Below are 19293 nucleotides of genomic sequence, written 5' to 3'. Positions count from 1 at the left end.
CGGCTTGCAGATGGGTTACCGGCAGCCTGCGGTTAACCAATTTGTCAGGTGTTTTTGAAATAGTCTCCAGGACGCCGACGGCTTGGAGAACCCAATGATTATTTGCCACCCGCTGAAACTCATCTTTATCAAAACCAAAAAGGTAGGCGGCACGTCATTTGAAATCGCCTTGTCCAACTTTTGCGACGACACCAGTGTGATCACCCCTGTGTCTCCCGAGGACGAAGAAACCCGCGCAGGCCTGGGCTATCCCGGGGCACAAAATCACCAGCGCCAAACCTGGCCCGACGGCACTGAAACGGAGGGGGATTTCTACAATCACATCCCCGCCGCAGAAGCCAAGGCCCTCATCCCGCAGGACATCTGGGACAGCTACACAAAGGTCACCATCTGGCGCGATCCGTATGACGCGGTCATTTCCCGCTACTACTGGGAGATGGCCGAGACTGAGAGCCTGAACTTCGGGCTGTTTGTGCACAAGTTCTACGGCATGCTGACTGAAAACGTCCAAATCGCACCGCTGGAAGGGCCGGCTGCACCCGATGTCTTTTTACGATACGAGCATCTGGAAGAGGACATCGCGGCGCTTGGCGTCGAAGGCCTGTGGGAGCGGTTTTCAAGCCTGCGTGCCAAGGAAGGTGTCCGCCCGCGCACCGGCACTGATGCCGCAACGCTCTATGCCCGCTATCCGGGGGCCGCGGATGTCGTTGCAGAACAATGCGCCGACGAAATACGCAAGTTCGGCTACAAGCGCCCAGGCGCGGCACCAGCCACGCCCAAGCACGAACAGCCCGCCAAAAGCGACTTTTTCTTCACTCTTTCGGCCGGGCGCACCGGTACCGCCTGGCTGGCGCAGTTCCTGGGTGACAATCTTCGGATCAAATCCATCCACGAGCCGCTGAACATTGAAGACTTCGGCACACAAATGCCGGAAATCAAGCACATGCGGACTTTCAACACTTATGGCATGAATACCCGGATGCAGAAGTTCTGGAAGGACAAGCTGGCGTCGCTGGAAGCGCCCTATGCCGAGTCCAACCATACCTTAGGCAAATGCGGGCTGATCGAAGCGCTGGCAGAAAGCCCCATCCGCAGCCGCACCACCGTGATCCTCCTGCGCCGCGACCTGGCCAAGCAATGCGCCAGCTATGTCGGCCGCAATGACTTTATGAATATCACCATCCGGTGGCAGTGGTACCTGGACATGGGCTACAGCAATTTGATCGTTGACCCTGCCCGTTTCCTGCCGCTGGGTCAGGTCGGCTGCGCCATCTGGTACGCGCTGGAGATGGAGGCGCGCTATGCGTACTACCTGCTGAAATACGGCGGGCAAATTAAGTTTGTCGGGGCCATGCTGGAAGAGGCCACCAAGCCGGCAGGTGCCCCCAAACTGCTGGCGGCCCTAGGCCACCGCGGCCGGGTCTTGCTGCCGGAAAAGAAAAACGCCACCCGCGACTCCTCCGGAGTGACAGAGCAGCTGACCGCGGAAATCCGCACTCTGCTGGATCGTCTGAACTTCGACCCGGTGGAGGCTGCCTCTGCCTATATCAAGTCAGGCCGTTCACTGGATGCGCAAGAAGCGCACCGCGCGGCGGCCTGAAACTGGCGCGCGGCCTCCTTCGCTTGCGCCGCGCTGTCAACTGGCAGGCCTGTAATCGCAGCTGCCGCGCCGCCATGCGCTTGACCCCGGGTGAAAATTCCGCCTTTCCTCTCCCCAGCTGAACAAGGGGGCAGGCATGGCAGAGGGCGAGACACGCGCAGGGCTGGCGGCGCTGTGGATGGTGGGGGCGATTGTGTCCTTTTCGGCCATGGCGATTGCCGGGCGTGAGGCCGGGCTGACGCTGGATACCTTTGAAATCATGGCCTACCGCAGCCTGGTGGGGGTGCTGATCGTGGTGGCTGTCCTGACAGCGGCAGGCCGCTGGCATCAGGTGCGGCGGCAGCGGCTGGGGGTGCATCTGCTGCGCAACCTGTTCCACTTCACCGGCCAGAACCTGTGGTTTCTGGCGGTGACGCTGATTCCGCTGGCCCAGGTCTTTGCGCTGGAGTTCACCTCGCCCCTGTGGGTGATCATCCTGTCGCCGCTGTTGCTGGGCGAGGCGCTGACCCGGCGGCGGATGCTGGCGGCGGCGCTTGGCTTTGCCGGCATTCTGGTCGTGGCCCGCCCCAGCCCCGAGACGCTGAACCTTGGCCTGGCGGCAGCGGCGAGCTGCGCCATCTTCTTTGCCCTCACCGCGATCCTGACCAAACGGCTGACCCGGCACGAGCACACCGCCTCAATCCTGTTCTGGCTGACCTCGATGCAGCTGGTGATGGGGCTGCTGGCGGCAGGATGGGACGGCGACATGGCGTTGCCGGACGCAACCACCCTGCCCTGGCTGGTGCTGATCGGCATTGCCGGGCTGACTGCGCATTTCTGCCTGACCACAGCCTTGTCGCTGGCGCCGGCCAGCGTGGTGGTGCCGGTGGATTTTGCCCGCCTGCCCGCCATCGCCATCCTTGGCATGGTGATCTACGGAGAGGCGCTGGACGCCTGGGTGCTGGGGGGAGCCGCCATCATCTGCATTGCAAATTATCTTAATATAGTTGCAGGCCAGCCGCGCAGAACCCCTCAAAGCTGACCGAATCCGGCTAGTTGCCGCGCGGTTAATGTTGATTTGCCGAAATCCGCCCGATTACGTTCGCGTAAAGCGGCTTCCACTGGCCGCAACTCAGGGAGGAACAATGAAACGCTATCTTGCAACCTCGGCGGCTTTGGCGCTGGTATCTGGCTCTGCCATGGCGAGCGGTCTGGACCGCACCGGCCAGCCGATCGGCATCATCTTCGAAGAAGGCAACTACGCCGAGTTCTCGTTTGCTACAACTTCGGTGGACCTGTCGGGCAACGACCGCACTTCGCTGAACCCGCTGGGGTCTGCAACCGGTGATGTCGGCGAACGGTTCAACATGTTCGGCGCGGGCTACAAGCGCGACATCAATGAGCAGCTGTCCTTTGCGCTGATCTTCGACCAGCCGTGGGGTGTGGATGTCGCATATCCCACCAGTGGTTCGCTGCTGCTTGGCGGCACGACTGCACAGGCGGATTCGAACTCGCTCACTGCGATGCTGCGCTACAAGTTCAATGACCGCTTCAGCGTCCACGGCGGCATCCGCTACCAGGAGCTTGACGGCGAGATCAATCTGCAGGGCGGCGCTTACAGCTCCATCGGTGGCAGATACAACGTGAAAGTGGACAAAGATGGCGCGTTTGGCTGGGTGGCCGGCGTCGCCTATGAGATCCCCGATATCGCCCTGCGCGTGGCACTCACCTACAGCTCTGAAATCGAACATGATTTCAACCTGAACGAAACCTTTGCCACCACCGCCACCGCCAGCACCACGACAAAAACCAAAACGCCGCAATCGGTGAACCTGGACTTCCAGACCGGCGTCGCCCAGGACACGCTGCTGTTCGGCGGCATCCGTTGGGCTGAGCACAGCGTAACTGATTTGGTGGTTCCGGGCCTGAGCACCCTGGCCGGCCGCTCCGTTGATCTGATCGACCTGGACGACTCGATCACCTACACACTGGGTGTCGGCCGCGCCTTCAACGAGAACTGGTCCGGTTCTGTGGCGCTGATCTATTCGGATTCGGACGGCGACAACCTGGTCTCGCCGCTGGCGCCGACCCACGGGTATGAGGCAATCCGCGTCGGCGTGCAGTACAAGCAGGACAACATGACCGTCTCTGCCGGTGTCCGCTATACCCAGCTGGGCGATGCGGTTGCCTCCCCTGGCGGCAACCCGGTCACCAACTTTCAGGACAACGACGCAGTCAGTTTCGGCCTGAAGGTCGGCTTCCACTTCTGATCCGGGCACCTGCCGGGCAGTTTGCCCCGCTCCCGTTTGGGGGCGGGGTTTTCTTTTGCCGCGGCGCATGCGCGCATGGAATTGACCCGGCCCCCGCGGGTGGCTAGCAAGGCGTGACACCTTCAGGGACTTGGACTTTCATGCTCTACTCTTCTGCACAGGACTGGCGCGACGCCCCCAGCAAACGGGTGCTGTTCTTTGGCATGTCCGGGCTTGGCAAAACCTATGTCAGCAACGTTCTGCGCGGGGCCGGCAGCTGGTTCCACTACTCGATCGATTACCGCATCGGCACCCGTTACATGGGCGAATACATCGCCGATAATGCCAAGGCCGAGGCGATGAAAGTGCCGTTTCTGCGCGAACTGCTGCTGACGGATTCGATCTTTATCGGCTCCAACATCACCTTCGAAAACCTGCGCCCGGTCTCTGCCTATCTGGGCAAGCCCGGCGACACCGCCAAGGGCGGGCTGCCGATTGCCGAGTACAAGCGCCGCCAGGAGCAGTTCCGGGTTGCCGAGATCCGCGCGCTGCTGGACACCGAGTATTTCGCGGACCGGGCGCAGCAGCTGTACGGCTATCCGAATTTCATCTGTGACACCGGCGGGTCGATCTGCGAATGGGTCGACGCCAATGACCCGAACGACCAGATCCTGTCCGAGCTGAGCAAGCACACGCTGATGGTCTGGATCAAGGGCAGCGAGGAGCACACCGCCGAACTGGTCCGGCGCTTTGACCGGGCGCCCAAGCCGATGTCTTACCAGCCGGAGTTCCTGAACCGCGTCTGGCAGGAATACCTTAAGGAAAACAAGATACCTGAGGCGGATGTGGATCCCGATGCATTTATCCGCTGGACCTACTCCCAGGCACTGGCGCACCGCCAGCCGCGCTATCAGGCGATGGCGGACAATTGGGGCGTCACGGTGACTGCCAGCCAGATCTCCGCCGTCAAGGATGAGGCTGGTTTCGTGGATTTGATCGCCGAAGCCCTTGAGGACCGCGGCTAAGCCGACTATCTGACAACCTCCGCTATATCGTACAACTTTCCGCAAATCAGGATACTGACATGCCCATCAAGATCCCCGCTGACCTGCCCGCCTATGACGTTCTGACGAACGAAGGCGTGATGGTCATGTCGCCGGATCAGGCGGCACGTCAGGACATCCGGGCCCTGCGCATCGGGCTGCTCAATTTGATGCCCAAGAAGATCCAGACGGAGAACCAGTTTGCCCGGCTGATCGGGGCGACGCCCTTGCAGATCGAGCTAAGCCTGATCCGGATGACCGAGCATCAGACCAAGAACACTGCGGCTGCGCATATGGAGGAGTTCTATCACTCCTTCCAGGAGGTGAAGCACGAGAAGTTCGACGGGCTGATCATCACCGGCGCTCCGATTGAGCATCTCGACTTTCCTGAAGTTACCTACTGGGAAGAGATGCGCGAGGTGTTCGAGTGGACCCAGACCAACGTGCATTCGACCTTTGGTGTCTGTTGGGGCGGCATGGCGATGATCAATCATTTCCATGGCGTGAAGAAACACATGCTGGACCACAAGGCGTTCGGCTGCTTCCGGCATCAAAACCTGGCGCCGGCCTCGCCGTATCTTCGCGGGTTCTCGGATGATTTCGTGATCCCGGTCAGCCGCTGGACAGAGATGAAACAGCCGGAGGTCGATGCCGCCGAGGGGCTGACGACACTCCTGGGCAGTGACGAGGTCGGACCCTGCCTGATTGAGGACAAGGCGCACCGGGCGCTCTATATCTTCAACCATTTTGAGTACGACAGCGATACGCTGAAGCAGGAATACGACCGCGACGTGGCCAATGGCACCCCGATCAACGTGCCGGGCAACTACTATCCGGACAATGATCCCAGCCGCCAGCCGCAGAACCGCTGGCGCAGCCACGCGCATCTTCTCTATGGCAACTGGATCAATGAGATTTACCAGACAACGCCTTATGACATGGATGAGATCGGCCGCTAGAATGCTGGTCTGGGCAGGCCTTGCTGTGGCAGCGGGGACTGCCCTCACGCTTTGGCAGGCGGGCCGGCGCGAGGCCGCGGCTGAGGCCCGCCATCCGCCGCAGGGGCAGATTCTGGTGGTCGGCAGCCATCGGGTGCATGTGGTGGAGATGGGACGGCCCAAGGGCAGCGCGCCGGATCTGGTGCTGCTGCATGGCTCCAGCGGAAACACCCGCGACATGACGTTCCGGCTGGCGCCAGCACTCGCTGACGAGTTCCGGATTCTGATCTTCGACCGCCCGGGCCTGGGCTATTCCAGCCCGCTCAACGGTACGGGCGCGACCATCCGCCAGCAGGCGGAGGTGCTGCGCCAGGCCGCGGCGCAGATGGGGGCAGAGAAGCCAATTGTGCTGGGCCAAAGCTATGGCGGTGCAGTGGCGCTGGCCTGGGCGGTGGATCACCCCGAAAGCGTCTCTGCGCTGGTTTCGGTGTCCGGGGTGGCTTACCCTTGGACAACGCCGCTGGACCCGCTCTACCGTCTCACCTCCTCTCGTTTTGGCAGCGCTGTGGCGGTGCCGATGCTGGCGGCCTATGTCCCGGACTTGGTGGTCAGCCGCTCCCTGCAGGAGATTTTTGCCCCGCAGGCAGTGCCGGAAGGATATGCAGAGCATTTTGGCACCAGCCTGTCGTTGCGGCGCGGGTCGCTGCGGGCCAACGCCCGGCAGCGGGCGAACCTGCTGGAGGAAGTGACAGAACTGTCGCAGCATTACCGCCGCATCACGGTTCCGCTGGAGGTGATCCACGGCACTGAGGATGATCTGGTGAACCTCAAGCTGCATGCCGAAGGGCTGGCACGGGATGTCGACAGTGCGCGGCTGACGCGGCTGGAGGGGATTGGCCATATGCCGCAGCACGTCGCAACGGAAGATGTTGCCGATGCGGTGCGCCGCGCGGCGGAACGCGCGTATTTGCGTTAAAGCGATTCACATTCCATACTTCCTTCCCATATAAGGGGTTGAGGACAGAAGGGTTTTGCACATGCCGCTGCCGTTTGACGGGGCCATCAGCCGCTTTTTCCAGAGCGGCGCACCGGAGGAGATCCGCGAGGCCATCAAGGGCGCGGACAAAGATGAAATCCTCAGCCCCAGCTATCCGCACAGGAAGCTGATGAAGCGCAAGGCTTATGACAAAGAGCTTGAGGCGCTGCAGATTGAATTGGTCAAGCTGCAGTCCTGGGTCAAGGCCACGGGCCAGCGGATCGCCATCGTCTTTGAGGGCCGCGATGCGGCTGGCAAGGGCGGCACCATCAAGCGGTTCCGCGAGAATCTGAACCCGCGCGGTGCGCGGATCGTGGCGCTGTCCAAGCCCACCGAAGCGGAGCAGAGCCAGTGGTATTTTCAACGCTACGTCCAGCAGCTGCCGTCGGGCGGCGAGATCGTGTTCTTCGACCGCAGCTGGTACAACCGCGGTGTGGTGGAAAAGGTGTTCGGTTTCTGTACGGATCAGCAGCGGGAGCGGTTCTTTGACCAGGCTCCTGGATTTGAAGCGGCTTTGACTGAAGATGGAATCCACCTGTTCAAATTCTGGCTCAACGTCGGCCGTGCCGAGCAGCTGCGCCGCATTCTGGCACGCGAATCCGACCCGCTGAAACAGTGGAAACTCAGCCCGATCGACGTGAAGGGGCTGGAGAAATGGGACGACTACAGCGCCGCCATTTCAGAAACTTTCGCGCGCAGCCACAGCGCTGAGGCCCCCTGGACAATCATCCGCTCCGATGACAAACGGCGGGCTCGGCTGGCGGCGATGCGCTGCGTGCTGCATGCGATTGACTACGCTCAGAAGGACGCCAAGGCGATTGGCGCCCTGGACCAAGAAATTTGCGGAGGCCCGGAAATCTGGGATGCCTAAACGCGGTTATCATCACGGCAACCTGCGCCAGGCGCTGGTCGAGGCCGCCCTGCAGCTGATCGAGGCTAAGGGGCCGACCGGCTTTACGCTGTCGGAAGCGGCCAAGCAGGCCGGTGTTACCCCGGCGGCGGTCTACCGTCATTTTGAGGGCCGCGAGGATCTGATCGCGGAGGCCTCGCGCCAGGGCTATGTGATGTTTGCCGATCTGATGCAGCACGCCTATGACAAGTATCAGCCGTCAGCACTGGCAGCGTTTGAGGCAACCGGGCGGGCCTATTTGGCCTTTGCCCGCAAACATCCCGGCCACTATATCGCGATGTTCGAAAGCGGTATTTCGGTGAACCGCACGCCGGAACTGGCAGATGCCGCGGCACGCGCGCGCGCGATTCTGGAACGCGCTGCGGCGGACCTCAGCCAGCATATCCCTGCGGAGAAACGCCCGCCGGCCTCGATGTTCTCTGCGCATGTGCTGGCGATGAGCCACGGGGTGGTGGAGCTTTATGCGCGCAACTCACCCGGTGCTGCCTCCCCCTTTCCGCCGGAGGACCTGCTGGAAAGCGGCATCGGGATTTATTTGCGCGGGCTGGGGCTGATCGGGCCGGACAATTAGAACCGGCCGCTAAAAACGCCCGCTGGGCTGCGGGGCGCTCAGCTCATCGCCGACGTTCACCAGGTTCACCTCGCCGATGCCCTTGATGTCTTCAGGGCCGATGTCGGTTACGTGGAATTCCTCTGACAATGCGTCCTTCATGTCCTCTGGCGCGACGATTTTCATCGGGTTGGCAAAGACTTGCAGACGGGAGGCCAGGTTCACTGCGGGGCCGAAGACGTCATAGACGTACTTCTGAATACCCACCACAGACCCCACGGCTGAGCCGGTGCCAAGGCCGATCCGCGCCTGCCATTTGTGCTGATGGCTCTGGTTGCGCCGGTCCAGATAGCGCAGGAAACGGGTGGCGCAATGGGCCACGGCGGTGGCGTGGTCCGGCGTCGGTTCCGGCATTCCGGCAACCGCCAGATAGGCGTCGCCGATGGTCTTGATCCGCTCGCAGCCGTATTGCTCGACGATGCGGTCAAACGCAGTGAAGATGTCGTTCAGCTCTCCCAGCGTGACCGTCGGATCGGTGCGGGAGGCAAAGTCGGTGAAATTCACGAAGTCCAGCATCACCACCGACACCTTGGGATAGAGCTGCGGGGTGACGACGCCGAAGGTCTTGAATTCCTCATAGACGGAGCGCGGCATCAGATTCAGCAGCAGCCGCTCCACCCGTTCCTTCTCGCGTTCCAGCTCGCGGGTGTTGCGCTCCACCATGGTGGAATAGCTGTCGATCATGCTTTCCAGCTCGCGGATGCGGGTGATGTTCTGGCATTCCACCACCAGCAGCGCCTCGTTCAGGTGGCTGGCCTGGGAAATGTTGATGGCAAACACCAGCGTGCGGCGTTTGCGCTTGATCTTCAGCTCCGCTGAATAGCGCAGGCCCTCGTCGCAGAGCGGCCCCAGGTCCTCCGGCTGCAGGCCATCGATGGCATCGGTTAGTGACGCGCCCTCCCCCGGGGTGCCGAACCATTCCGCAAAGGGCTGATTGTGAAAGACAAATCCAAGGTCTGATGCCCGCACTACGGCAACGCCGACACCAATAGCACGCAGCAGCTGTTCATTGATGGCGGCAATGCTCATGCCGCATCCCGGGTAACGATGATGCTGCGTTTGCCCTCGATGGCGCTGAGCGTGGTGCGGATGTCCGGCTCAGACAGCCCATGCTGTTCCAGCGCTTCTTTCAGCAATGCGCCCATCTCGTCGAAGTCTTCGTGGGTTATGCCGAGGGCCCTGTGCACTGCCTCCAGCCGGTCGTCGCTGAAGGACGCAGGCCCGCCCAGGAGCGAGGAAATGAACTTGGTCTGGTGATCAATGAGACGCGCCATGTCGACATCAGCGAAGTAGTCGCCGATCTGGTCAGAATCGAGCGCCAGCTCGTAGAAGGTCATTACAACCCGGCTAATGGCGCTGAACCCGCCGTATTTCTCATAGATTGTTTGCGGCATGACAGCTGTCCCCCCATCAGGAAGCGGTCCGCCCATGTTACGCTAATTTTGCGAAAAAGTTAACGCCCGGGGGCCGCTCGGGGCGCCCGGGCCGGGAAACAGCTCAAAACAAGGCCAAAATCCCGGCCTCCCGAGTCAGGCCGCGCTTTCATCCGTGAAGGTCACCAGATCGCTGACGATACACTGCAAACCTTCGATAAGATCCACGGTCGGCTGCGTAGACAGCAGCGGTGCCATTTCCTGGATCAGCGGCAGCGGCAGGTCCCACCAGCGCAGTTTCAGCAGTTTCTGGCAGACCGCATCATCAAAGCGTTTGCGCACAAGCTGCGCCGGGTTACCGGCCCAGACCTCATAAGCGCCCACATTGCCGGTTACAGTGGCATTGGGGCTGATGACAGCGCCGTCGCCGATTTTGACACCCCCCAATAGGGTGGCATTGGCGCCAATCCAAACGTCATTTCCGATCACCACATCGCGGCTGCCGGAGTGCTGCGCATGAGTCTCGGCTCCGCCCAGATGTTCCGTGAAGGCTTCGCCAAACGGAAAGGCGGAGATCCGGTCCAGCGCCGGAGACTGATCCAGCATGATCCGGACACTGCGGCCGATCGAGCAGAAGGAGCCGACTGCCACATTGGCACCGCCGCCCTGCCCTTCGATTTCCATATCTTCATAGCCATGAGTGAAGCGGCCGATTTCCAGTTTGCCGTCGCCGATCGGGGCAGTCTTGAATTGGTCTGGTGATGTCATGCTGTTCTGCCTTCCGTTTCCCGTCCTAGGATTTCCGTGCCACCCTAGGAAATCTTTCTAAAGGAACCCTGAAAGCATCCGGAAGCAGGCGGGCACTGGAACGAAAAAGGGCCCGCCAGCGGCGAGCCCTTCCAAAAGCATATGTTTCCAGCTTAACGCTTGGAGAACTGGAACGAACGGCGGGCTTTGGCCTTACCGTATTTCTTACGTTCCACAACGCGGCTGTCGCGGGTCAGGAAGCCGGCCGCTTTCAGAGCGCCGCGCAGCGACGGATCGTACAGCTGCAGCGCTTTGGAGATGCCGTGCTTGACCGCACCGGCCTGACCGGACAGGCCGCCGCCCTTGACGGTGGCGTAAACGTCAAACTCGCCTTCGACGCCGGCAACCTGGAACGGCTGGCGCAGGATCATCTGCAGCACCGGACGGGCGAAGTACTTGTTGATTTCCTTGCCGTTCACCTCGACCTTGCCGGAGCCCGGCTTGATCCAGACGCGGGCAACAGCGTCTTTACGCTTGCCGGTGGCATAGGAGCGGCCCAGTTCGTCACGAACCGGCTCACGCGCGATGGTTTCTTCAGCCACTGCTTCCACACCGGTTGCAGCTGCGAGCTCTTCGAGAGTGTTGATCTGATCAGACATCAATATCAGCTCCGGGTGTTTTTCTTGTTCATGGATTTGACGTCCAGAACTTCAGGTGCCTGGGCTTCGTGCGGGTGCTCGGCACCAGCGTAAACGCGCAGGTTGGTCATTTGCTGACGCGACAGGCGGTTGCCCGGCAGCATACGCTTGACCGCTTGGGTCACAACGCGCTCCGGGTGTGCACCTTCCAGGATTTCCTGCTTGGTGCGCGACTTGATGCCGCCCGGGTGGCCAGTGTGCCAGTAGAAGTGCTCATCGCGCTTCTTGCCGGTCATCTGCACCTTTTCGGCGTTGATGATGATGACGTTGTCGCCCATGTCCATATGCGGAGTGAAGGACGCTTTGTGCTTGCCGCGCAGGCGCATGGCAACGATCGAGGCAAGACGGCCCAGCACCACGCCCTCGGCGTCGATGATGATCCACTTCTTCTCGATATCTGCCGGAGTAGCAGAGAAGGTTTTCATGGCAGGTCAATCCTGTTTGTCGTGAAAGGCAGAATCCCATCGGTCATCGGCCTGAATTCGATGGACGGGGTTTACGGGCATCCCAAGCCCCAGTCAACACCACCAAACAAGAATAAATCATTTGAAAACAGCGCGTTAAAAAATAGGTATAATAATACCCCACAAAATCACACGCTGATCTGCTCCGGCGGGTTGTCCAGCAGGGCGCGCAGGCGCAGCATTGCCTCCTCAAACTGTTTCAGCGGCACATGCGCGTTGATGGCAATGCGCACCGCATGGGGCGCGCGGCCGTCGCGCAGGGCGAACTCATCCGCAGAGCGGATCTGCACCCCGTTGGCCTCTGCCGCGCGGGTAAAGGCGGCGGCGCGCCAGCCGGACGGCAGCTTCAGCCAGAGGAACGGAACCTCCGGGTTCCAGGTCAGGTCAAAGCCGCCAAGCGCGTTGACCGCCACCCGCACATAGCGGGCCATCTCACTGCGCACGGATTGCACCAGCCCGGGCAGGCGCGGGTCACTGAGCAGGATCCTCACCAGTTCCGCAAGCGGCTGGGCCAGGCCGAAATAACCATACTCCGCCACCCGGCGCAGATCCGCCGCCCGCCCCTCCGGCGCAAGGGCAAAACCGACGCGCAGGGCCGGCGTCAGAATCTTGGAGATCGAGGACACGTGCCAGGCCAGTTCCGGCGCCAGCGCCCGGTAGCTGGGGGCACGCGCCTCGCCCAGGCGGTAGCAGTCATCCTCGACAATCTGCACCCCGTGGCGGCGGGCGATGCGGACAATCTCCTTGCGGCGCTCCAGCGGGGTGAACAGTCCGGTGGGATTGTGCACTTCGGGGCTGGTGCAGATCACAGAGGCGCCGGATTTGCGGATGGCCAGTTCCATCGCATCCGGGCGGATGCCGTGTTCATCCATCGCCACCTCGACCACCTGCGCCCGCAGAAGCTCAGCCGCACGGCGGAATCCTGCATAGGTCAGGTCCTCGACAAGTATCACTGGCTGGGGGCCTTCCAGAATCGCCTGCAGCACCACCATCAGCCCGTTTTGGCCGCCATGGGTCAGCACCACGTCCTTTTCGCTGACCGGGCCAACCGGCGCCTTGGCAATCCATTCTGCAGCGGCCTGGCGTACCGGTTTATAGGCATCACGGGTCGGGTAGTTCAGGAAATTCCGCGCCTCGCCCTCGGCCACTTTGTGCAGCGCTTCGCGCACCGCTGACACCTGCCCCATGTCGGCAATCCGCGGGCTGAACAGGCTGACATGGCCGGGATCGCGCGCCTCCAGCAGATGCAGCTCCCGCGACCATACGTCATCGGGCACCGGCTTCTTCTTTTCGGCTACAAAAGTGCCGCGCCCGACTTCGGCCTCCAGCACCCCCTCATCGGTCAGGATGCTGTAGGCGCGGGCGACAGTGCCGGGTGTTATGCTCAACTGATACGCGAGATCGCGGACCGGTGGCAGCTTTGTACCAATTTTCAGGCTCCCCGCTTCAACAGCAGAGCGGATTGTATCTGCGACCTTTTTGTACTTGGGACCTTTTGTCTCACCCAGGGCTTGCGGCCAAATTGTACCCATTACAATCCATCCTTGGACAACATCTCACCCCCTTTGTATCAAAACACTACGACAAATCAACAGGATTGTATCAACACAATACGAAGGAAGCCTCCCATGGCACAGCACACGCAAATGGCACAATCGAACATGTCCTTTCTGAACAGCCGCCCGGCCCTGCCGGTGCTGGCGCAGTGGGCCGTCTCCTTTGCCGTGCTGGTGACCAAGTGGAGCCTGCGCCATCGCACCCGAACCCATTTGAAACACCTGAGCGAGACGCAGCTGAAGGACATCGGGCTGAGCCGTGAGGACGCCCATTATGAAGCCACTCTTCCGTTCTGGCGCCCGTGATCCCCTGGGCAAAGGAACAACCTGACGGCCGGGGTTCGCCCCGGCCTTTTTTATTTACGCTTGCCTGGCGATAAGCGCACCACGCACAAGGACGCAGACATGGCGCACACCAACAAGGTAATCCACTCCGTCAATCTGGACGGCGATTTCGTTTGCGTTGACATTTTTCAGCGTCCGGACGGCACTTTTGGATTTGACGAGTTTCGCCGCGACCCGGAAGACGGTCGCGGCTGGTACAGTATCGGCCACTATGGGAGCCAAGTATTTGCCGACGCTGAATCCGCGATTTTGGAAGCACGGAACAGCATTGGCTGGTTCCAGGACAAGCAGGGCTAATGCACTGCCTGCTGCAAACCGCTCTTGGCGCGCCCGCCGCTTCTTGCTAGGCGCAGCGGGACGAAACCTGATTTGGCAGATTTGATGCGGCGCGACCCCATTCTTGTTGTTAACCGCGAGACCGGTGAGACCTTTGAAGAGGCGGTGCTGGGCGAGAAGTGGATCCGCTGGGCCTATCAGAACGCCAGCGCACGGCCGGTGGAAAAGCTGCTGTTCCGCTCATCCCTGATCAGCCGGCTGATGGGCGCCTGGTTCGATTCCCGGTTCTCCAAGGGCAAAATCGCGGCAGTTGTCGACGAACTGTCCATCGACATGAGTGAGGCCACGGCTCCGGCAGACAGCTATGGCTGTTTCAATGACTTCTTCGTGCGCCACCTGAGGCCCGAGGCCCGCCCCTTCAGCGCGGACCCGAAGGACATTGTATCGCCCGCCGATGGCCGGGTGCTGGTGTTCCCGGAACTGGCAGAGGACGTGTTTGTGCCGGTCAAGGGCTATCCGATGTCGGTTCGCACCATGCTGCCCGGCATTGCGGAGCGGTTCATTGGCGGCGCGCTGGCAATTGTGCGGCTGTGCCCGGCGGACTACCACCGCTACCACTTCCCCGCCGCGGGCCGCATCACCGCAGCACAGGACATTCCCGGCGCGCTGCATTCGGTGAACCCGATTGCACTTGGCGCGGGGCCGGATGTGTTCGGCGAAAACAAGCGGACCTGGACCCTGATCGAAACCGAAAACCTGGGCAGCTATTGCTTCGTCGAGGTCGGCGCCTTCGGTGTCGGCTCCATCGTCAACACCCGCACCTCGGGCGCGGTGCAGAAGATGGACGAGAAAGGCTATTTCAAGTTCGGCGGCTCCACCGTGGTGGTGGTGTTCGAGCCGGGCAAAGTGCGGTTCGCCGATGATCTGGTGGCAAACAGTGCCAAGGGCCGCGAAACACTGGTCAAGGTGGGCCAGCCTTTCGCCACCGCCCTGTGAAAGCTGCCCCCTAACGCTTGGGCGGGATTGAATAGGTCATCGAGGCACGCGCCACCGGCTCTGCCATGCCCTCGGAATAGATCAGCACATCGGCCACCGCCAGAACCCGGCCCAGCTTCAGCAGCCGCGCCTCGCCGATCAGGTCTGCCCCGGCCGCGGGCTTGCGCATGAAATCGAGCGAGCAGTTGGTGGTCACGGCCAGCGCCTCCTGCCCCAGATGCGCCAGGATCAGCGCGTAGACCGCGCAATCGGCCAGCGCAAACATCGACGGGCCGGACACCGTGCCGCCGGGGCGCAGGTGCTTCTCTGCCGTCAACAGCCGCATCCTGAGATGCTTTTCCTCCATCGCGTCGATGGCAAAGTCATCCCGCACCTGCGGAAAAATCTCATGCAGGTATTCCGTCAGACCTGCGAAATCAAATGCCAGCGCCATGCTTTCCCTTTCTGTTCGCCCCGCCTAGAGTTGCCCCCGGATTTGCGAGGAGGGCAAGATGGCAATTCTGGAACGTCACGACACGGGCGCAATTGCGCGGCTCACCATGAACACGCCCGAGAAGCTGAACGCGCTGTCGGACGAGATGCTGGCTGCGCTGCAGGAACAGATCGATGCCTTGCGCGAGGACAGCCGCATCAAGGTTGTGATTCTGTCAGGAGCGGGCAAGGCGTTCTGCGCAGGCCATGACGTCAAGCAGATGACCGCGGGCCGCGCGTCTGAGGACGGCGGCAAGGCTTACTTCCAGGATCTGTTTGCCCGCTGCACCAGCGTAATGACGGGGCTGCAGTCCCTGCCCCAGCCGGTGATTGCCCAGGTTCACGGCATCGCCACCGCGGCGGGCTGCCAGCTGGTTGCCTCCTGCGATCTGGCGGTGGCGGCTGAGGGCACCAGATTCGGCGTCAACGGCGTGAACATCGGATTGTTCTGCTCCACCCCGATGGTGGCGCTATCGCGGAATATCCCGCGCAAACAGGCGTTTGAGCTGCTGACAACTGGCGAATTCGTCGATGCCGCCCGCGCTGTCGACCTAGGCCTCGCCAACCGCGCCGTGCCGCTGGAGCAGTTGGAAGCTGAAACCAACCGGCTGGCCGAGACCATCGCCTCCAAGCTTGGTGCTGCGGTGAAAATCGGCAAGCAGGCGTTTTACGAGCAGCTGCAAATGCCGCTGGACCAGGCCTATGCCTATACCAGCGGCGTGATTGTTGAAAACCTGATGCACCGTGACACCATCGAAGGTATGGCCGCGTTCATCGAAAAACGTGCCCCTGACTGGCAGGAATGAGTTTTTCCGAAAATTTACGGAAAGCTTTAGCCTTTGTTTACCAATAGGAACGTAATGTTTCCGTAATAGGCCAAATGACCGCCTTTCAATTCGGGCGGAAAGATGGCAAAGATTGGGCACGGCCGCTGAGCAGTCACCGGCCCGCACAATTTGGGCTGCTGCTGCGGAAGGGTCCCTCCAACCGGTCTCTCACCCGGCGATCCATCCCCGCAGCGGCGGCCCCAAATTTCCCCAACCAGCCCAGACAATCCGCGCCCGGCCATCCGCCTGCGCAACTGCCAAGCCTGTTGCACGATCCCGCCCCCTGCCCTATGTGGCGGGCATGACAGATCATTCGGCACAAACACTGCATATCGTGGGCGGCGGCATGGCCGGCTCGGAAGCGGCCTGGCAGGCGGCAAACATGGGCGTTCAGGTGGTGATCCACGAGATGCGCCCCAAGGTGGAAACCTTTGCCCACCAGACCGGCAACCTGGGCGAAATGGTGTGTTCCAACTCCTTCCGCTCCGATGATGACGAGCAGAACGCCGTGGGCCTCTTGCATTGGGAAATGCGCGCCGCAAACGGGCTGATCATGACCACCGCAGATGAGCACCGCCTGCCCGCCGGCGGCGCCCTGGCGGTAGACCGCGACCCCTTTGCCGAAACGGTGACCGCCAAGCTGAAGGCGCACCCGAATGTCACTGTTTCTTATGAAGAAATCACCGAACTGCCCACCGATGGCCACTGGATCTTTGCCACCGGCCCGCTGACCTCGCCGGAACTGGGCAAGGCAATCCAGGCCGAAACCGGTGCTGAGGCACTGGCCTTCTTTGATGCCATCGCGCCGATTGTCTATGCAGAAAGCATCGACATGTCCCAGGCCTGGATGCAGTCGCGCTATGACAAGGGCGAGACCGAGGAAGAGCGCACCGCCTACCTCAACTGTCCGATGGACAAGGACCAGTACGAGGCCTTCATCGACGCGCTGCTGGCCGCCGACAAGACCGAGTTCCACGAGGGTGAGACAGCAGGCTACTTCGACGGCTGCCTGCCGATCGAGGTGATGGCCGAACGCGGCCGTGAAACCCTGCGCCACGGGCCGATGAAGCCGGTTGGCCTGACCAACCCGCACCAGCCGGAGGTCAAGGCGCATGCGGTGGTGCAGCTGCGCCGCGACAACGCGCTGGGGACGCTGTTCAATATCGTCGGCTTCCAGACCAAGATGAAATACGGCGCCCAGACGGAAGTCTTCAAGATGATCCCCGGACTGGAAAACGCCAGCTTTGCCCGGCTCGGCGGCATCCACCGTAATACTTTCATCAACTCGCCCACACTGCTGGACGCGCAGATGCGGTTGAAGTCCAAGCCCAACATCCGCTTTGCCGGCCAGATCACCGGTGTTGAGGGCTATGTAGAAAGTGCTGCCATGGGCCTGCTGGCAGGCCGCCTGGCAGCGGCTGAGGTTCTGGGCCAGGAGCTGCCGGAAGTGCCGCAGGACAGCGCCATGGGCGCGCTGATCCACCACATCACCGGCGGTGCCGAGGCCAAGACCTTTCAGCCGATGAACGTGAACTTCGGCCTGTTCCGCCCGGTTGACGGCCTCAAGGGCGGCCGCCGCGGCCGCAAGGACCGCTACAAGGCCTATACCGACCGCGCCAAGGATGTCTGGCAGGAGTGGCTGAAAAACTTTTCCTAGACGAAAAGCCCTGCCCGCGCCTAAACTTTTCCCATGAGCGAAAAGTTTCTGGACAAGGCGTACGGCCTTGAAACACCGGAAGCGACCCTGAAGCACTATGACCAATGGGCCGCTTCCTACGACGCAGAGATTGCCGAAAACGGTTACGCAACACCGGGGCGGATTGCCCAGGCTTTGGCAAAATACCAAACCGACATGAGCGAGCCCGTGCTGGATTTCGGCTGCGGAACCGGTTTGGCCGGCCTTGCGCTGCGGCTGCAGGGGTTTGAAACCGTGGACGGCATGGAGCCGTCGGAAGAAATGCTTGCCCAGGCCCGCAGCAAAGACGCCTACCGCACGCTGACGCGGATCGATCCCGCGGCGAAACAGCCGATCCCGCACGGCGCCTACCGCCTGATCACCGGTTGCGGCGTTCTGGGCACAGGCGCAGCGCCGCCCGCGGTGTTCGACACGATCATGCACGCCCTGCCGCGCGGCGGATTGTTCGCCTTTTCCTACAACGATCACGCGCTGGCGGACCATGCCTACACCGGCAAGCTCAATGAATGGCTGGACTGTTCAGCAGCACGGCTGCTATTCCGGGAACACGGGGATCACCTCCCCGGCATTAACCTGAAGTCCACCGTTTATGTAATTGAGAAAGCGTGACATTCACCACACGTTTCGCGCCGTCGCCAACCGGACCGCTGCACCTGGGCCATGCCTATTCGGCGCTTCTGGCGCATGATATGGCCGTGGCCAATGGCGGCACCTTCCTGCTGCGCATCGAAGACATCGACCAGTCGCGCGCGCGCGCCGAGTGGGAGGCGGAAATCTATGAGGACCTTCACTGGCTTGGCCTCAGGTGGCCGAAACCGGTGATGCGCCAGTCGGAGCGGTTACCCCGTTACCGGGCAGCACTCAAACAGCTGACTGCGATGGGCCTCACCTACCCCTGCCGCTGCAACCGTGCTGATATCGAGGCGGCTGCCGGCGCGCCGCAGGAAGGGGTGCCTCAGTTCGGCCCGGACGGACGCATCTACCCTGGCACCTGCCGCAGCCGCCTGCCATCGGAGACCGCGGACCGGGACGTGATCCGCCTGAATATGGAGAAAGCGGTCCGCGCCGCCGGTTTGCGAAGCTTCGCGGAGACCGGGCCGGAGTTCCAGGGCGCGCATGCTTTGGACCCTGACGCGCTGATCTCAGGTGTTGGCGACATCATTCTGGTGCGCCGCAACATGGGCAGTTCCTACCACCTGTCGGTGGTGATGGATGACGCGGACCAGGGCATCACACATGCGGTGCGCGGTGCAGACCTTTTCGAGGCAACCCAAATCCACGTCCTGCTTCAATGCCTGCTGGACCTGCCCACACCCATTTACCACCACCACCATCTGATCCGCGATGAGAACGGCAAACGCCTCGCCAAACGCGACGACGCCCGCGCCATCGCCAAATACCGCGCCGAAGGGACCACCCCGCAAGACATCCGCGAAATGGTGGGCCTGCCGCTTCTTTCTGGCTGAAAATATCCCCGCC

General features: G+C 61.6%; 22 protein-coding genes. 15 read left to right on the top strand and 7 right to left on the bottom strand.

The features are described from left to right. The first annotated feature begins 94 nt into the window (after nucleotides 1–94). From GC1_RS01375 to GC1_RS01340, 8 genes are all read left to right on the top strand, one after another. Nucleotides 95–1600 carry a hypothetical protein gene (locus tag GC1_RS01375; RefSeq protein WP_019296197.1) on the top strand — a complete coding sequence of 502 codons (1506 nt, stop codon included), beginning with the start codon at nucleotides 95–97 and terminating at the stop codon, nucleotides 1598–1600. Between the two features lie 136 nt (nucleotides 1601–1736). Continuing rightward, nucleotides 1737–2621 carry a DMT family transporter gene (locus tag GC1_RS01370; RefSeq protein ID WP_019296196.1) on the top strand — a complete coding sequence of 295 codons (885 nt, stop codon included), beginning with the start codon at nucleotides 1737–1739 and terminating at the stop codon, nucleotides 2619–2621. Between the two features lie 103 nt (nucleotides 2622–2724). Continuing rightward, entirely contained in the window at nucleotides 2725–3849 is a 1125-nt protein-coding gene (locus GC1_RS01365; protein ID WP_019296195.1) for an OmpP1/FadL family transporter, read from the top strand. 140 nt (nucleotides 3850–3989) lie between these two features. Next, on the top strand, nucleotides 3990–4853 hold the full coding sequence (locus tag GC1_RS01360) for a hypothetical protein (protein ID WP_019296194.1): 864 nt from the start codon (nucleotides 3990–3992) through the stop codon (nucleotides 4851–4853). A 59-nt stretch (nucleotides 4854–4912) separates the two neighbouring features. Further along, on the top strand, nucleotides 4913–5830 hold the full coding sequence (metA, locus tag GC1_RS01355; protein WP_019296193.1) for a homoserine O-acetyltransferase MetA: 918 nt from the start codon (nucleotides 4913–4915) through the stop codon (nucleotides 5828–5830). 1 nt (nucleotide 5831) lies between these two features. Next, nucleotides 5832–6785: an alpha/beta fold hydrolase gene (locus GC1_RS01350; protein WP_019296192.1), complete on the top strand. Its 954-nt coding sequence runs from the start codon at nucleotides 5832–5834 to the stop codon at nucleotides 6783–6785. 61 nt (nucleotides 6786–6846) lie between these two features. Continuing rightward, entirely contained in the window at nucleotides 6847–7716 is an 870-nt protein-coding gene (gene ppk2, locus GC1_RS01345) for a polyphosphate kinase 2 (protein ID WP_019296191.1), read from the top strand. Beyond that, complete coding sequence (locus GC1_RS01340) at nucleotides 7709–8326, top strand: TetR/AcrR family transcriptional regulator (protein WP_019296190.1); 618 nt, start codon at nucleotides 7709–7711, stop codon at nucleotides 8324–8326. The genes ppk2 and GC1_RS01340 overlap by 8 nt, the downstream gene beginning before the upstream one ends. A 9-nt stretch (nucleotides 8327–8335) precedes the next feature. On the opposite strand, the gene GC1_RS01335 is transcribed toward GC1_RS01340, so the two are convergent. The 6 genes from GC1_RS01335 to GC1_RS01310 form a co-directional block, all read right to left on the bottom strand. Beyond that, a complete protein-coding gene (locus GC1_RS01335) occupies nucleotides 8336–9394 on the bottom strand; it encodes an adenylate/guanylate cyclase domain-containing protein (RefSeq protein WP_019296189.1) in 1059 nt (352 codons plus the stop codon). Further along, nucleotides 9391–9759: a group I truncated hemoglobin gene (locus GC1_RS01330; RefSeq protein WP_019296188.1), complete on the bottom strand. Its 369-nt coding sequence runs from the start codon at nucleotides 9757–9759 to the stop codon at nucleotides 9391–9393. Before GC1_RS01330 ends, GC1_RS01335 begins: the two co-directional genes overlap by 4 nt. 135 nt (nucleotides 9760–9894) lie before the next feature. Next, nucleotides 9895–10506, bottom strand: coding sequence for a CatB-related O-acetyltransferase (locus GC1_RS22940; protein ID WP_019296187.1), 612 nt, complete (start codon nucleotides 10504–10506; stop codon nucleotides 9895–9897). Between the two features lie 152 nt (nucleotides 10507–10658). Beyond that, a complete protein-coding gene (gene rpsI, locus GC1_RS01320; protein ID WP_019296186.1) occupies nucleotides 10659–11144 on the bottom strand; it encodes a 30S ribosomal protein S9 in 486 nt (161 codons plus the stop codon). A 5-nt stretch (nucleotides 11145–11149) separates the two neighbouring features. After that, the gene (gene rplM, locus GC1_RS01315; RefSeq protein ID WP_019296185.1) at nucleotides 11150–11608 is read right to left on the bottom strand and encodes a 50S ribosomal protein L13; all 459 of its coding nucleotides are present in this window, start codon (nucleotides 11606–11608) and stop codon (nucleotides 11150–11152) included. A gap of 167 nt (nucleotides 11609–11775) precedes the next feature. Further along, nucleotides 11776–13179 carry an aminotransferase-like domain-containing protein gene (locus GC1_RS01310; RefSeq protein ID WP_019296184.1) on the bottom strand — a complete coding sequence of 468 codons (1404 nt, stop codon included), beginning with the start codon at nucleotides 13177–13179 and terminating at the stop codon, nucleotides 11776–11778. Nucleotides 13180–13275: 96 nt separating this feature from the next. Between GC1_RS01310 and GC1_RS01305 the strand changes: the two genes are divergently transcribed. From GC1_RS01305 to asd, 3 genes are all read left to right on the top strand, one after another. Continuing rightward, the gene (locus GC1_RS01305) at nucleotides 13276–13509 is read left to right on the top strand and encodes a DUF1127 domain-containing protein (protein WP_019296183.1); all 234 of its coding nucleotides are present in this window, start codon (nucleotides 13276–13278) and stop codon (nucleotides 13507–13509) included. A gap of 99 nt (nucleotides 13510–13608) precedes the next feature. Further along, entirely contained in the window at nucleotides 13609–13845 is a 237-nt protein-coding gene (locus GC1_RS01300; RefSeq protein ID WP_019296182.1) for a hypothetical protein, read from the top strand. An 84-nt stretch (nucleotides 13846–13929) separates the two neighbouring features. Continuing rightward, complete coding sequence (gene asd / locus GC1_RS01295; RefSeq protein ID WP_019296181.1) at nucleotides 13930–14820, top strand: archaetidylserine decarboxylase; 891 nt, start codon at nucleotides 13930–13932, stop codon at nucleotides 14818–14820. Between the two features lie 10 nt (nucleotides 14821–14830). On the opposite strand, the gene GC1_RS01290 is transcribed toward asd, so the two are convergent. After that, on the bottom strand, nucleotides 14831–15253 hold the full coding sequence (locus GC1_RS01290) for a PaaI family thioesterase (RefSeq protein WP_019296180.1): 423 nt from the start codon (nucleotides 15251–15253) through the stop codon (nucleotides 14831–14833). A 58-nt stretch (nucleotides 15254–15311) separates the two neighbouring features. Between GC1_RS01290 and GC1_RS01285 the strand changes: the two genes are divergently transcribed. The 4 genes from GC1_RS01285 to gluQRS all read left to right on the top strand — a co-directional run bounded on the left by GC1_RS01285 (nucleotide 15312) and on the right by gluQRS (nucleotide 19280). Then, nucleotides 15312–16097: an enoyl-CoA hydratase gene (locus tag GC1_RS01285; protein ID WP_019296179.1), complete on the top strand. Its 786-nt coding sequence runs from the start codon at nucleotides 15312–15314 to the stop codon at nucleotides 16095–16097. A 322-nt stretch (nucleotides 16098–16419) separates the two neighbouring features. Next, on the top strand, nucleotides 16420–17775 hold the full coding sequence (gene trmFO / locus GC1_RS01280) for a methylenetetrahydrofolate--tRNA-(uracil(54)-C(5))-methyltransferase (FADH(2)-oxidizing) TrmFO (RefSeq protein ID WP_019296178.1): 1356 nt from the start codon (nucleotides 16420–16422) through the stop codon (nucleotides 17773–17775). Nucleotides 17776–17808: 33 nt separating this feature from the next. Beyond that, nucleotides 17809–18423, top strand: a complete 615-nt coding sequence (locus GC1_RS01275; protein WP_019296177.1) for a class I SAM-dependent DNA methyltransferase — start codon at nucleotides 17809–17811, stop codon at nucleotides 18421–18423. Further along, the gene (gene gluQRS, locus GC1_RS01270; protein WP_019296176.1) at nucleotides 18420–19280 is read left to right on the top strand and encodes a tRNA glutamyl-Q(34) synthetase GluQRS; all 861 of its coding nucleotides are present in this window, start codon (nucleotides 18420–18422) and stop codon (nucleotides 19278–19280) included. The genes GC1_RS01275 and gluQRS overlap by 4 nt, the downstream gene beginning before the upstream one ends. Nucleotides 19281–19293: the final 13 nt, after the last annotated feature.

The organism is Leisingera sp. ANG1 (genome assembly GCF_000203975.2).
Taxonomy (GTDB): domain Bacteria; phylum Pseudomonadota; class Alphaproteobacteria; order Rhodobacterales; family Rhodobacteraceae; genus Leisingera.
The sequence above is the reverse complement of the archived record's forward strand: the minus strand, read 5'-3'. Positions and strand labels throughout refer to the sequence as shown.

Bases quoted from the DNA above. Each gene is read 5' to 3' on its own strand.
- GC1_RS01335 (WP_019296189.1), bottom strand. From the start codon at position 9,394: ATGAGCATTGCCGCCATCAATGAACAGCTGCTGCGTGCTATTGGTGTC.
- GC1_RS22940 (WP_019296187.1), bottom strand. From the start codon at position 10,506: ATGACATCACCAGACCAATTCAAGACTGCCCCGATCGGCGACGGCAAA.
- GC1_RS01305 (WP_019296183.1), top strand. From the start codon at position 13,276: ATGGCACAGCACACGCAAATGGCACAATCGAACATGTCCTTTCTGAAC.
- rplM (WP_019296185.1), bottom strand. From the start codon at position 11,608: ATGAAAACCTTCTCTGCTACTCCGGCAGATATCGAGAAGAAGTGGATC.
- GC1_RS01360 (WP_019296194.1), top strand. From the start codon at position 3,990: ATGCTCTACTCTTCTGCACAGGACTGGCGCGACGCCCCCAGCAAACGG.
- GC1_RS01340 (WP_019296190.1), top strand. From the start codon at position 7,709: ATGCCTAAACGCGGTTATCATCACGGCAACCTGCGCCAGGCGCTGGTC.
- GC1_RS01350 (WP_019296192.1), top strand. From the start codon at position 5,832: ATGCTGGTCTGGGCAGGCCTTGCTGTGGCAGCGGGGACTGCCCTCACG.
- GC1_RS01330 (WP_019296188.1), bottom strand. From the start codon at position 9,759: ATGCCGCAAACAATCTATGAGAAATACGGCGGGTTCAGCGCCATTAGC.
- GC1_RS01365 (WP_019296195.1), top strand. From the start codon at position 2,725: ATGAAACGCTATCTTGCAACCTCGGCGGCTTTGGCGCTGGTATCTGGC.
- asd (WP_019296181.1), top strand. From the start codon at position 13,930: ATGCGGCGCGACCCCATTCTTGTTGTTAACCGCGAGACCGGTGAGACC.
- metA (WP_019296193.1), top strand. From the start codon at position 4,913: ATGCCCATCAAGATCCCCGCTGACCTGCCCGCCTATGACGTTCTGACG.
- GC1_RS01310 (WP_019296184.1), bottom strand. From the start codon at position 13,179: ATGGGTACAATTTGGCCGCAAGCCCTGGGTGAGACAAAAGGTCCCAAG.
- GC1_RS01370 (WP_019296196.1), top strand. From the start codon at position 1,737: ATGGCAGAGGGCGAGACACGCGCAGGGCTGGCGGCGCTGTGGATGGTG.
- GC1_RS01375 (WP_019296197.1), top strand. From the start codon at position 95: ATGATTATTTGCCACCCGCTGAAACTCATCTTTATCAAAACCAAAAAG.
- trmFO (WP_019296178.1), top strand. From the start codon at position 16,420: ATGACAGATCATTCGGCACAAACACTGCATATCGTGGGCGGCGGCATG.
- GC1_RS01285 (WP_019296179.1), top strand. From the start codon at position 15,312: ATGGCAATTCTGGAACGTCACGACACGGGCGCAATTGCGCGGCTCACC.
- GC1_RS01275 (WP_019296177.1), top strand. From the start codon at position 17,809: ATGAGCGAAAAGTTTCTGGACAAGGCGTACGGCCTTGAAACACCGGAA.
- rpsI (WP_019296186.1), bottom strand. From the start codon at position 11,144: ATGTCTGATCAGATCAACACTCTCGAAGAGCTCGCAGCTGCAACCGGT.
- GC1_RS01300 (WP_019296182.1), top strand. From the start codon at position 13,609: ATGGCGCACACCAACAAGGTAATCCACTCCGTCAATCTGGACGGCGAT.
- ppk2 (WP_019296191.1), top strand. From the start codon at position 6,847: ATGCCGCTGCCGTTTGACGGGGCCATCAGCCGCTTTTTCCAGAGCGGC.
- GC1_RS01290 (WP_019296180.1), bottom strand. From the start codon at position 15,253: ATGGCGCTGGCATTTGATTTCGCAGGTCTGACGGAATACCTGCATGAG.